Genomic DNA, 12,385 nt, shown 5'->3' with positions numbered 1-12,385 from the left:
AGATAGTCTTTTCAGAAAATTCATCAAAAACTTGCTAAATTGTCAGAATTATGAGAAAATAGAGGATATTTATCACGTGGAGGGACTGTTATGAGAGACGATATCAAAATCAATGACCGCGCTTTGGCCTTACAAGACCAAATTATCGATAAACTAGAGAAGGTTTTTGATACAGATGTGGAATTGGATGTGTACAATCTAGGGCTGATTTATGAAATCAATCTGGACGAAACAGGTCTCTGCAAGATTGTCATGACTTTCACTGATACTGCATGTGATTGCGCTGAAAGCCTGCCTATCGAAATCGTCGCAGGTCTGAAACAAATCGAGGGTATCGAAGATGTCAAAGTTGAAGTTACCTGGTCGCCTGCCTGGAAGATTACACGAATCAGTCGCTACGGCCGTATTGCCCTTGGACTGCCACCTCGTTAATACTCTTCAAAAATCTCTTCAAACCACGTCAGCGTCGGCTTGTCGTACTCAAGTACTGCCTGCGCCTAGCTTTCTAGTTTGCTCTTTGATTTTTATTGAGTATAAGCAGGCAAATCACTTTTGAAGATAAAAATAAGCAAGCCATTTGGCTTGCTTTTGATTTGCTTATTTTTTACCTGACTTGTCCATATTCCAGAAGTCTGTCACGGCTCCGCGTGAAGCAGATGATACGATGTGGGCGTATTTACCGAGAACACCACGGCTGTAAAGTGGTGGCAAGGTTGTTTCTGCCTTGCGTTTTTCAAGTTCTTCTTCGGATACGGCCATGGAAATTTCTTTGGTATCTTGGTCAACTGTAACGATATCACCTGTACGGAGGTAGGCAATCGGTCCACCATCCTGAGCTTCAGGAGCGATATGTCCGACAACCAGACCATAAGTACCACCAGAGAAACGGCCATCCGTCAAGAGGGCAACCTTGTCTCCTTGACCTTTACCAACGATCATGGATGAAAGGGACAGCATCTCAGGCATACCAGGGCCACCCTTGGGTCCAACAAAACGGACAACGACAACGTCGCCATCAACGATTTCATCTGTCAGAACGGCCTGAATAGCATCTTCTTCTGAGTCAAAGACCTTAGCTGGTCCAACGTGACGACGCACTTTAACACCTGATACCTTGGCAACCGCACCATCAGGGGCAAGGTTCCCGTTCAAGATAATAAGCGGACCATCTGCACGTTTTGGATTTTCCAGTGGCATGATGACTTTTTGACCTGGTGTAAGGTCTGCAAAGTCGGCCAAGTTTTCAGCAACTGTCTTACCAGTACATGTGATACGGTCTCCGTGGAGGAAACCATTCGCCAAGAGGTATTTCATAACCGCTGGAACTCCACCGACTTCGTAGAGATCTTGGAAGACATACTGACCAGATGGTTTCAAGTCAGCCAAGTGAGGCACACGCTCTTGGATTGTATTGAAGTCCTCAAGTGACAAGTCAACATTAGCCGCATGGGCAATGGCAAGCAAGTGAAGAGTGGCATTGGTAGAACCACCGAGAGCCATGGTTACAGTGATGGCATCTTCAAAGGCTTCACGAGTCAAGATATCTGATGGTTTGAGACCAAGCTCCAGCATCTTGACAACAGCACGTCCTGCCGCTTCGATATCTTCTTTCTTGTCAGCTGATTCAGCTGGGTGAGATGAAGATCCTGGCAAACTCATACCGAGGACTTCGATAGCAGTCGCCATGGTATTAGCAGTATACATACCGCCACAGCCACCAGGGCCAGGGCAGGCATTACATTCAAGACGTTTCACGTCCTCAGCTGTCATATCACCGTGGTTCCATTTTCCGATTCCCTCAAAGACAGAAACCAAATCGATGTCTTTTCCATCAAGGTTACCCGGTGCAATAGTTCCTCCATAAGCGAAAATAGCCGGGATATCCATATTGGCAATAGCAATCATAGAACCAGGCATGTTCTTGTCACAGCCACCGATGGCGACAAAGGCATCGACGTTGTGACCACCCATCGCCGCCTCGATGGAGTCCGCAATGATGTCACGAGATGTTAGAGAGAAACGCATACCAGGCGTTCCCATGGCAATCCCGTCCGCTACGGTAATGGTACCAAACTGAACAGGCCAAGCACCTGCGGATTTGACACCTTCTTTAGCCAGTTTCCCGAAATCATGCAAGTGAATGTTACATGGTGTATTTTCCGCCCAAGTCGAAATCACTCCCACAATCGGTGTTTCAAAGTCCTTATCTGTCATACCAGTCGCACGAAGCATAGCGCGGTTTGGTGATTTAACCATGCTGTCATAAATGTTACTGCGGTGACGTTTATCTAATTCAGTCATCTTATCCCTCCCGTTTCAGTTTTTACTATTATAGCACAATTTCCGCATGAAGAACAGAATAAAATTCTTGAATTTTCAGAAAATTCCGATTAACAACTTCTAATTTTTTCATCTTTTTTTGTCAAGTAACTTTACTTTACAAACAAAATGTGTTATCCTAGTATGGTTGATGAAAATCACTAGATTGAATCGAATTTAAATACCTAAAGGAGAAATCAAAATGGCAGTACCTGCACGTCGCACTTCAAAAGCGAAGAAAAACAAACGTCGTACACACTACAAAGTAACAGCTCCATCTGTAAACTTTGACGAAACTACTGGAGATTACTCACGTTCTCACCGCGTATCACTTAAAGGATACTACAAAGGACGTAAAATCGCTAAAGCTGCATCAGCTGAATAATAGAAGGGAGATACCATGCGCGTAAATATTACACTTGAACACAAAGAATCTGGTGAACGCTTGTACCTTACTTCTAAAAACAAACGTAACACTCCAGACCGTCTTCAATTGAAGAAATACTCACCAAAACTTCGCAAACACGTTGTGTTTACAGAAGTTAAGTAAGCACACCTAACTCAAAACGCCTTACTGGGCGTTTTTTGCTTTATTGGTTAGCAATCTATAGCTTTTCAGGAGAGATTTATGGCATTTTATCTTTGGATGTTTCCTCTACTCTTTATCTTTCACGATATGGAAGAAATTATCGGTCTTGTCCCTTGGATTCATCTCAACGAAACCTTGCTGGCTCAAAAGGCTCCAGCTATTCTCAAGCTCCACAAAAGAATTACAACAGAAGGATTTGCCCTTGCTGTTTTTGAGGAATTTGTTCTTGTCTTATCCATCACTTTATTAGCGTATTTTACTCAATCTAGAGCGCTCGAATTAGTTTGGTTAGGGGGATTTGTAGCCTTTGCACTTCATCTCTTGCTCCATATTGGACAATCAATCCTTCTTCGCAAGTATATCCCTGCTCTCATCACTTCTATCCTTTGTTTTCCTGTCAGTGCTTATTTGATTACAGACATTGTACATTTGTGGCGAGTTTCGACCAGCGAATTTTTCCTATTTTCACTGGTCGGTTCAGGCATCGTCGTCATCAATCTCCTCTTTGCTCTCTGGCTCGGGAAAAAGTATTCCGCCTGGCTTGCCCATAACCATTAACAAAAGTTCCTTGCAATTTCAATTTGCAGGGAATTTTTTATCCCCCTCACAGTTAAGAAGTGTTCTATAGTTTTTAGGCTCTATAATATTTGTAGTGGGTAAATCCCCTATAGATATTATGGAGCCTATTTTGTTGTAGAAAAAAGTCCCATATGATCTATAATGAAAAGCGACCAAACCATCATTAGAAAGAATCATATGGAACCATTACATTTTATCACAAGACTACTCGATATCAAAGACTCTAATATCCAAATTATGGATGTTGTTAATAGAGATACCCACAAGGAAATCATCGCTAAACTGGACTACGACGCACCATCTTGTCCTGATTGCGAAAATCAAATGAAGAAATATGACTTCCAAAATTCCTTACCTTGAAACAACTGGTATGCCTACTAGAATTCTCCTTAGAAAGCGACGTTTTAAGTGTTATCAGTGTTCGAAAATAGCGGTCGCTGAGACTTCTCTCGTCAAGAAGAATCATCAAATTCCTCGTATTATCAACCAAAAAATTGCTCAAAAGTCGATTGAAAAAACTTCTATGACCGACATTGCCCATCAACTTTCCATCTCAACTTCAACTGTTATTCGAAAGCTTAATGACTTTCACTTTAAACATGATTTTTCTCGTCTTCCTGAGATTATGTCTTGGGATGTTGAAACAGTCAGGGGAGTGACTGTTTCAATCGGGAGATGAAGATAAGTTTCATTGCGTAAGATTTTAAAAAGCTCGATATCATCACTGTCCTTGAAGGCAGGACACAAACTATCATCCGAAATTACTTTCTTCGATACGATAGAAGTGTCCGTTGCCAGGTGAAAATCATTACGATGGATCGGTTTAGTCCTTATTATGACTTAGCTAGACAACTTCGCTTTCGAATTTCTAGGCTCAGGCTGAAACAGTCTCCCAGACTGTTTCACTCCCAAATGCTAAAATCGTTCTGGATCGCTTTCACCCTTCGTTATTATACTTCTAAACTCAGGCTAAAACAGTTCACTGGACTGTTTTACTCCAACACTTAAGCCGTGCTATGAGTCATGTCCGTGTTCAAATCATGAATCAGTTTCATCGAAAGTCTCATGAATACAAGGCTATCAAGCGCTACTGAAAGATCATCCAGCAGGATAGCCGTAAATTTAGTGATAAGCGATTTTATCGCCCTACTTTTCGTCTGCACTTGACGAATAAAGAAATTCTAGGCAAGCTTTACAAGCTTTTGAGCTATTCAGAAGACTTGAAATACCACTATAATGTCTATCAGCTCTTGCTTTTTCACTTTCAGAACAAGGAGCCTGAGAAATTTTTCGGACTTATTGAGGACAATCTAAAGCAGGTTCATCCTCTCTTTCATACTGTCTTTAAAACCTTTCTAAAGAACAAAGAGAAAATCGTCAACCTCTCCAATTACCCTATTCCAACGCAAAATTAGAAGCAACGAATAATCTCATCAAACTCATCAAGCGCAATGCCTTTGGTTTTCGGAACTTTGAAAACTTCAAAAAACGGATTTTTATCGCTCTGAACATCAAAAAAGAAAGAGACTGGGACAAAAGTCTAACCTTAAATATAAAAAGCGAACAAAATCAGTTATCTGACACTCAGAATTCTGTCTTGTTCGCTTTTTTGTCTAATCTATCGATTTTAAAAATTTATAATAAAGAATTCCTAAAATCAAAATCTTTTTGTTCCAGACTCTTTCTAGATCTTAGCTGACTTCAACCCACTACAGTTGATAAAGAGCCGTTTTTTAAGACAAAGCAAAAAGCCCACTGTTGTAGGCTTTCTGTAAGATATTTCTTAAAATTAAAGCATTTTGTTGTATAGCAAAAAGTAGATAGGGCTATATTTCTTTAGATACTCCTAACCCTTGATACATAAGAGTTTACAGCGAATTTAGTTTTATTCTGTATTCTTAGGTTTTCTTTCTATCTAAGCAAAAAACTAAGCAAAAAAGAGCTTTTTCAGCTCTACCAATCGACGAGTTCAGCAGGCAAGAAACTAGCACGGTCAAACGTGCTTTTTTTGTTTTCTGACGAAATATGTACATACTTTTCCATACTTTAGTTTCTAATTGCTGATAGGTATATTATACCATGAAGCGCGTGCTTTATGATGTTATACCTGTAACTCTTTGCCTTCATCTTCAAACATAATTGTAGGAACTTCTAGCACCTCACAAAAGCCCTCAGATTTGCTTCTAAGGGCTTGGCTATAAGGAAGGATAGGCGGGACCGCCGAATGTCGCCCGCATTTCTCGGCCCACTAGCTAAGTGGCGCGTTGGAGGCGGATACTTTTCAACCTCTATCCTCTATGCTTTTATTATATCACATTTTCTATTTATTGATATTCAGATTATCTCCAAAGAGTAGAGTCTCAATGTTCTTGTATTTAAAAGTTTTTTAGGTTATAATCTAAGTAACGAGAGTTACTACCTCCTACATTAAAGGCTTCGGCTGTTGGGGGTGTGTGCTCTCTTTTTTATTTTCTTTCAAAAATATCTATGATTTCATCACCTACTACCAAGAAAATATTATAACCCCGTCTCTGCCAAATGTTCTAAAGCTTCTTTTCTAGCCTGATATATCGAAGTTTTAGACTTACCTAATTCTTCAGCGACTTCCAAAGCTACAAGATCATTCAAGTAAAAAAGCCTTAGAACAGAACGCTCAAGCGGATTGTCCAGTTTATCGATTAGACCAGATATTGCCATTCTTTCCTCAGTAAGGCGCTCAATCCGCTGGAGCGTATCCTCTTTTAGCTTCAGAACACTTATAAGGTTATTCTCGGCCGTATTTACCCTGCTTATTTGTACTCTGGTAGTGCTCAGTTCTTGCTTTTTGATAATACCACTTTCTAAAGCTGCAAGCTCTAAATATAAGCCCTCTATTTCTTTATTGATCCACTTAACGCCCTCTAGTTTTTCTTTTACCTGCTCTGGTGTCATGCCTTGGCCTCCTCCTCTATGATATAATAATATTATTGAGATTATAGCTGAGGCGGAGTGCCTTGGCTTTTTTGCATTTTCTCTATGTTCGCTCTAGCTTCAAGCTATATAATCTTCTCTGTTCGTTCTCTGTTCAAGAGCTATTTTCTCGGCGTTCGCTCGGAGTTCAATTATTCCTTGAGAAGTAATTTCCCGTGATAAAAAATATACAATGACGGTGTGAAGGTCATAGAAGCGCGTGGATAGGGGGATACCCCACTATGATTATAAAAGGGATAGTTGAGAGATAGCTTTGGAGGTAAAAAATTAAGCGAATTTCCTGATAGCACTACATTCCCTAACACTTATAAACATTTCAAAAAGGGAATTTTTCGTACAGAAGAGGGCAGCGTTCTTGTACTTTAGCAAAATATACCCCCGTCTAAAAATAAAGGGGGTATCTCTGCCTTATTTTTCCCATCGCTATACTTTTGTTATCTTGTAATTATTATATATCATTCTTTTTTTACATTAATCTTTATTTAGTATTTGTTTTGCAAATCCTCCAAACCACTACTTCAGTTTACTCAAACCATTCAGCCAAAAACTATCTCCTTTTCTGGTATAGTTAACAAACTTTTGATAGTGCTTATAATATTTGTCACGTTTCATGTATTTTGGTCTTTCAGGAAAACTATCGAACATATATCCGCCACGTCTAGGACTCCACCCTGGTTCTACCTTTCTAGCTTCCCGAAGCGCAAGCTCCCAATAGTATTGGCAATCTGTCTTACTTCGGTTCAGTGTTGATTTGTGTATTTTCTGGCATGATCCACAACCATACAGCAAAAGTCTCTTATAGAGTTTTCTGCATCGATTACCACAAATAGGACAGAGAAAGAAGTAGCGATTGCCTCCTTTAGTTCCCGGTATACTTGCTAAATCAAAATGATTACTTCCAAAGGTGATATATAGGTTATCTAAGTCTATTTCTAGTTTTCTACCGTCCAACTCAGCTATACCGTGACTGATATTCTGGTTTTTCATTGGCTTTATAAATGTCTCTACGGTTATTGATTTTATAACTTCCATTCGTTCAAAATACCCCTATATATGGAAAAACCCAAATCTATTGCCTAAATGCTAAAAGGGGATTGCTCCCCTTCCTGTGTTTTATTGACCAGAATAACCAGCAAGGCCTCTATATTCGCCATCTACGTCCAACTGTTGGAGTAGGCTAATACTTTCATCGCCCAGCATTTCCAACGTACCAAAAGCGGTCATAGAGTCCATAGGGCTAGGCTTATCAGAAAGCAAGCGATCAGCATAGTCTAATAGTTCCAGTTCGTAGTCTGTGACCTTATTCAGCAAACTCTCAAAGTCCTCTGACTCTTTGAGTTGAAGCACGCGCTCCCGTTTGTAACGTTCTTCAAATGCTTCAGTCTCTCCTGGTTGTTTGTGGTAGTCTTTAAAACTGTCACAAATACGCTTAAAGGTCTTGTTTAGCTTGTGATCTTCCACATACTCAGCTACTAGCGTGCCTTTATCCTTGTAGGTCAATGAGATTACAGGCTGGCAATATGTCCCAGTCATATATCCCAGTAGCGCGTGACCTGCTACTTGAGCGGTCGCCTGATCACAAAAATAGTAAGTAAAAGTAAATGTTTTTGCTTTGTCTGAAAATGTTTTTAGTGTCATGTTGTTTTTTCTCCGTTTCTTAGTTTAAGGTAAATTATGTAATATTTTTGAGATTTGTTACCTTCTTTAGTGATTTTGTTACCTTCTAGGTAACATAGTTCATCCTTACTGCCACAAAGGTTTAGACCGTTTTGTTACCATGTTACCTTCTTTTGAAGTCATAGCCCTTATATATATAAATACTATTTTTCCCTATATAGAGAGTTAAAAAGAAGGTAACAAGGTAACATTTTCCTAAAAAAGTGAGTAGTATCAAGGGTTTAACTACGTTACCTTCTTTCTAAACAAGGTAACAAGAAGGTAACATTTTTGGATGAAAACGTAGATATACCAAGGGTTTAGGGCATAAAAAGAAGGTAACATTTTAGTCTTTAACGACAGCATGATTAGTTTTAGCTAGTTTTGTTCTTTCAAAATCAAAAGGATCTAACTTATCGAAGTCCTCAACTTTAACCCTCGCTCTTTTAAGTTTGTAATGATTGGGTGTTAACTGTTGTAGGTGTCTGATAGTATCTTTTCCTGCCCCGTAAACATTAGGCTTGGGTATTCCCATATCTTCAGCATAGTGCTTCAGTGATCTAGTCAATATAAAAACGGGTACTACGTCCAGTTCATGCCAACCTTTTTCCATGTATTCATGTTTAACCCATGAAAGCAAGTAGTCATTTTCTTCCTGGTATTCTTCTAGGAGGCCTTTAACTGCTTTAGGTTCGATAAAGTGAGTAAATGGCTCTTGGTTGATGGCTTTGTACAGGGCATACTCTAGGACTTCCTTATTTGCTAAAAACTCGTTTTTTATCCAAGGCTTTTCCTTTTCCCCGTTAAAGTCCGCATTAAAAGGTACGATCATAATTCGACGATACCAGCCTTTAGTCTTGTTGCCACCATTCGGGATATAGTTGCCTGAAAAGATATTGAATAGCTTAAAGGTAGCTTCAAAGGCTGGCCGACCTTTTGGATTGACTAGAACAGTGTCCCCACTAGTGATACTCATTAAATCAGACGGATTTTTTAAGTATTCGTTTGGGGCTTCATCTCCAATATTACAAACTTTGCCTACCAAGGTTTCAAGGTTATGCTTTTCAGCAAACTGTGCAGGTTTTAAGGCTGATATATTGCTTTCCCCTATCAGATTGATAAGGAAGCGCTGAAATGTCCCTTTACCATTGTTACCGTCCCCGTAGAAGATCGCAAACTTATTGCGGGTGTGGTTAGGATTGATAGCCTCTAGGATAATCTGCCAAAACAGTGTTACCAGTTCACTATCATTACAAGCGATTGAGTTTAGCCAATCGTCAAAAGTTTTACCCTCTCGATCTGTTGGGACTTGCGTGGGAGCGTGGTAGGCTGTGCTGATCTTACTTGTAATTACATACTTAGGGCTAAAAGGGAGTAGCTCCTTAGTTCTTAGGTCAATAATGCCATTCTTTACAGGTACAAGGTTAGCACTTTCTAAAGGTTTCTTTATCTTGGTCAATGTCCTAACCATTAACTTAATCTGTGGCCACTCTCTGGGCTTAATTCTCACGTCAAAAGTCTTACAGAATAGGTTAAACAGGTCATTACTAGCGGTATAGATACCCTCGTCTAAATCATAGATATAGAGTAGGCTATAATCGGCTATGTTGCTTTTACTGATAAAAGTAAACGTGACAATATCGCTTAGTATTTTAGCAACGGTGAAGGTTTGGGGCATAGCGACCTTTTCGGTAACGTCCCCTGTGGACTCGTTTACCTTTGTTTCAGTATGTTCTGCCCGCCATTCTTCACCAGCCTGAAAGATACGATTTTCAAGCTCCTTCATCGTCCTAGGGGGTTGCTCTTGCTCTCTCACCTCTAAGATTTCACTTTTTAGGTTTTCCAATTCTTCTAGTTCTATGGTTCTACCCTCTCTTTCTGTATTCTGCCCGTGCTATGCTGCTGAAAGTACGGTCTAGTTCCTCAATCGGTAACGGTTCAGCAGTCACGCTATTAGCTATCTTTGTTAGCTCGTAGGCGGGTTTCTAAGTCACAATCAACCCACTTGTTAAAGAGTAAGCCTACAAATCGTGTCACTGCCACGTTACGCCCTCCCTCGTCTCCAAAGCCATTAAAAAGCGTGTCAATAATTCTCATGGTCATTGACCTCTGGCCACTTACTCTAGGTTTATAACGCTCAGTAGTTTCTTGCTTCGCTCTTGGTTCAACCTTGGGGACTGGATACTCCAGGCCATGCTCTACGATTTTTTGATAGTCTGCTGGGATGCCTGTTGTGACTGGCAGCCCTTGGAGTTGTGACCAGGTCAGACTGGCCATGTCAAAGGGTAGCCCTATCTTGTCAGCAATCTCCTTCACTACCTGCTTATAGGTTGCCTCATTCATCACGTTGTCAGGCTTCACCACAAGGCGAAAACGAGGCTTTTCTATGCTATATTTGATAGTCGGGTACAAGATGTAGGAGTAGCCAAACAAAGCGCTAGAAACGGCATTTATGAAGCTCTCAGACGTGCCCTGTATATCGTCATAATCAAGAAAAATCAAATCCCGATATACTAGGCTGGTGTTGTTTCGCTTGTAACTCCCGTTTTTCTCCGGCATAACCTTACCACTTAAACAATATGGCGCTTGTGTACGCTTAAATTCTTCAATGTTTGACCCTTCAGGGACTACCAAAGGTTTAAAGCGTTCAATATACTGGAAAGGCTCAATTCTATCAAATGGATAGACAAGATTACTCTGAAAGCCTTTAGCCTCGTAAATTGTCATACTATCGCCCCTTTTTTCGTTTCTTTTTTAACTTCTTCAGTAGCTTTTGTTCTTGGAACTGTTCCAAAGATCTGCCACGGTGCTTATACAATTTAATGTCATGATAATGACCTCCACCTTGTGCTGGGTGTGTGTTATATCTAGCCATTTTCCACCCCCAAAAACTTCAGCAAGTCAGAAACTCTATAATAGATCTTCCTAGTATCTTCTAGTGGGGGCTGGTATCGTCTTAGCCCAGCATCTTCCCACTTTTGAAGTGTCTTGTACTTTATGTCTAACTCGTCCATGGCTTCTTGTACCGTGATTAACCCCGTCAAACGTGGTTTGACTGTATCACGCGCTTCCAGGTAGTTCTCCACAAGCTCCAGAACGCCATGAGTTAGCTCATATTCGCTCTCTTTGCTGAGACTAAACAAATTCATCAGCTCCCTTCAGTAGTTGCTTGTAGCTCTCTAAATCGGCATTTAAAAGGACAGTCAGACACTTCTGTTTTTCCTGTACCTGGTTATAGAATGCCTTTGCTCCATCCAGTAGCTCCTCTTTGTTAGCTGGTATAAAGTAGCCTCTAAAAGCTCCGTGACGTACCCCAACGATAGGAACACCGTAGCGCGTGATCAGACGGCTGATAATGTCCTGGATGGTTCTTTCTGCTAGTTTGGTGATTAGGCTGATTTCTGCCCCTGTTATGGAGTTCTCAGCCCCGACCTTGATTAGTCTTAATACTCGCTTGTCATTCATTGTTAGACTCATTCAATTCCTCCCCATACGTTAACCCCTGCAAGCTGAATATAACGCCCGTAGCAAGGATTTAAAACCTCGCTAGGTGTTTCTATCGCCTGTCTGCTTTCTCTCTCCATTTGAGCGCTTTTTTGGCGGTCTCGATGGTTTAGGTAAAGTAGTAAGCCAATCAGTACCACGGAAAAGATAAGCGCCTGTGTGTTGGTTAAATCTAGTTCGTTCATGTTATGCCCTCGCCTTATAGTTCTTGATGTAGTCCACTTGGTCGCCTCGTTCCATCTTCAGGAAGTCGTCTTCGGCTTGTGCCATTTCTTTAATATCTTTAGTCATGGTATGCCTCCAGCTCTTTAGCGTCGTCATTGTTCAAAAGCAAAAAGGCTATCTCATTTAGACGATCGTATAACTTTTCATTCTGGGCGTATGCTGTATCAGTGTATTTTTTAGCAAGCCATAAGAATGTGGTTGTATCTTTCTGTAGTGCAAACTCAAGCCCTTCAAGAGCTAGGTTATTCATTTCTAAAACGTTCATGATGTCGGTTAATTCGTTCCCTAATTCTGCTAGTTTCTTAGCCGATAATAGAACTTGTTGGCTTGATGTTGATTTTTTTGTTGTCATGTTTTTTGCCTCTGTTTCTGTGTTTGTGTAATTGCCCTGATGAGCTTGTTCCTGTTTCGACAGCTTTTTAATGTCTTTCTTGCCTTTTACTATACCGATTACCCACGCCCAGAGTCGCCAAAGTTTGAGAGCGTGAGAAAGTACCAGTTTTAAGAGTTGGCGCTCTCCGTATGGTCAAATTGCCCTAAATA

13 protein-coding genes and 2 pseudogenes are annotated in these 12,385 nt (G+C 40.6%); 5 read left to right on the top strand and 10 right to left on the bottom strand.

The features are described from left to right. Positions 1-90: 90 nt before the first annotated feature. Positions 91-432, top strand: a complete 342-nt coding sequence (locus tag ACXYSL_RS08680) for a metal-sulfur cluster assembly factor (RefSeq protein WP_001204050.1) — start codon at positions 91-93, stop codon at positions 430-432. Between the two features lie 165 nt (positions 433-597). Here the strand turns inward: ACXYSL_RS08680 and ilvD are convergent, their stop codons facing one another. Continuing rightward, a complete protein-coding gene (gene ilvD, locus ACXYSL_RS08675; RefSeq protein WP_458624497.1) occupies positions 598-2,301 on the bottom strand; it encodes a dihydroxy-acid dehydratase in 1,704 nt (567 codons plus the stop codon). 220 nt (positions 2,302-2,521) lie between these two features. On the opposite strand from ilvD, the gene rpmF reads away from it, so the two are divergent. The 4 genes and pseudogenes from rpmF to ACXYSL_RS08655 all read left to right on the top strand — a co-directional run. After that, complete coding sequence (gene rpmF, locus ACXYSL_RS08670) at positions 2,522-2,704, top strand: 50S ribosomal protein L32 (protein ID WP_000290417.1); 183 nt, start codon at positions 2,522-2,524, stop codon at positions 2,702-2,704. 15 nt (positions 2,705-2,719) lie between these two features. Continuing rightward, on the top strand, positions 2,720-2,869 hold the full coding sequence (gene rpmG, locus ACXYSL_RS08665; RefSeq protein ID WP_001265622.1) for a 50S ribosomal protein L33: 150 nt from the start codon (positions 2,720-2,722) through the stop codon (positions 2,867-2,869). Positions 2,870-2,947: 78 nt separating this feature from the next. Beyond that, the gene (locus tag ACXYSL_RS08660; protein ID WP_458624496.1) at positions 2,948-3,466 is read left to right on the top strand and encodes an HXXEE domain-containing protein; all 519 of its coding nucleotides are present in this window, start codon (positions 2,948-2,950) and stop codon (positions 3,464-3,466) included. A 198-nt stretch (positions 3,467-3,664) separates the two neighbouring features. Then, positions 3,665-5,012: pseudogene (locus ACXYSL_RS08655) on the top strand (ISL3 family transposase); the annotation flags it as partial. A gap of 992 nt (positions 5,013-6,004) precedes the next feature. Here ACXYSL_RS08655 and ACXYSL_RS08650 read toward each other — a convergent pair. From ACXYSL_RS08650 to ACXYSL_RS08610, 9 genes and pseudogenes are all read right to left on the bottom strand, one after another. Then, positions 6,005-6,418, bottom strand: a complete 414-nt coding sequence (locus ACXYSL_RS08650) for a DUF1492 domain-containing protein (RefSeq protein ID WP_458624495.1) — start codon at positions 6,416-6,418, stop codon at positions 6,005-6,007. Between the two features lie 552 nt (positions 6,419-6,970). Continuing rightward, entirely contained in the window at positions 6,971-7,489 is a 519-nt protein-coding gene (locus ACXYSL_RS08645) for a hypothetical protein (RefSeq protein WP_458624494.1), read from the bottom strand. A gap of 81 nt (positions 7,490-7,570) precedes the next feature. Further along, positions 7,571-8,095: a hypothetical protein gene (locus ACXYSL_RS08640; RefSeq protein WP_458624493.1), complete on the bottom strand. Its 525-nt coding sequence runs from the start codon at positions 8,093-8,095 to the stop codon at positions 7,571-7,573. A 364-nt stretch (positions 8,096-8,459) separates the two neighbouring features. Beyond that, positions 8,460-9,959: a DNA primase family protein gene (locus ACXYSL_RS08635; RefSeq protein WP_458624492.1), complete on the bottom strand. Its 1,500-nt coding sequence runs from the start codon at positions 9,957-9,959 to the stop codon at positions 8,460-8,462. Between the two features lie 19 nt (positions 9,960-9,978). Beyond that, positions 9,979-10,840, bottom strand: a pseudogene (locus ACXYSL_RS08630) (primase alpha helix C-terminal domain-containing protein). 140 nt (positions 10,841-10,980) lie between these two features. Then, positions 10,981-11,256, bottom strand: a complete 276-nt coding sequence (locus ACXYSL_RS08625; RefSeq protein WP_458624528.1) for an XRE family transcriptional regulator — start codon at positions 11,254-11,256, stop codon at positions 10,981-10,983. Then, positions 11,249-11,590 carry a DNA-binding protein gene (locus ACXYSL_RS08620; RefSeq protein WP_458624491.1) on the bottom strand — a complete coding sequence of 114 codons (342 nt, stop codon included), beginning with the start codon at positions 11,588-11,590 and terminating at the stop codon, positions 11,249-11,251. Before ACXYSL_RS08620 ends, ACXYSL_RS08625 begins: the two co-directional genes overlap by 8 nt. Continuing rightward, complete coding sequence (locus ACXYSL_RS08615; protein ID WP_247945164.1) at positions 11,587-11,802, bottom strand: hypothetical protein; 216 nt, start codon at positions 11,800-11,802, stop codon at positions 11,587-11,589. Before ACXYSL_RS08615 ends, ACXYSL_RS08620 begins: the two co-directional genes overlap by 4 nt. 98 nt (positions 11,803-11,900) lie before the next feature. Then, positions 11,901-12,194 (bottom strand): hypothetical protein, encoded by a 294-nt coding sequence (locus tag ACXYSL_RS08610; protein WP_061599151.1) that lies wholly within the window; start codon positions 12,192-12,194, stop codon positions 11,901-11,903. Positions 12,195-12,385: the final 191 nt, after the last annotated feature.

Source organism: Streptococcus sp. V913 (assembly GCF_054353455.1).
This window is presented reverse-complemented; position numbering and strand designations above follow the sequence as displayed.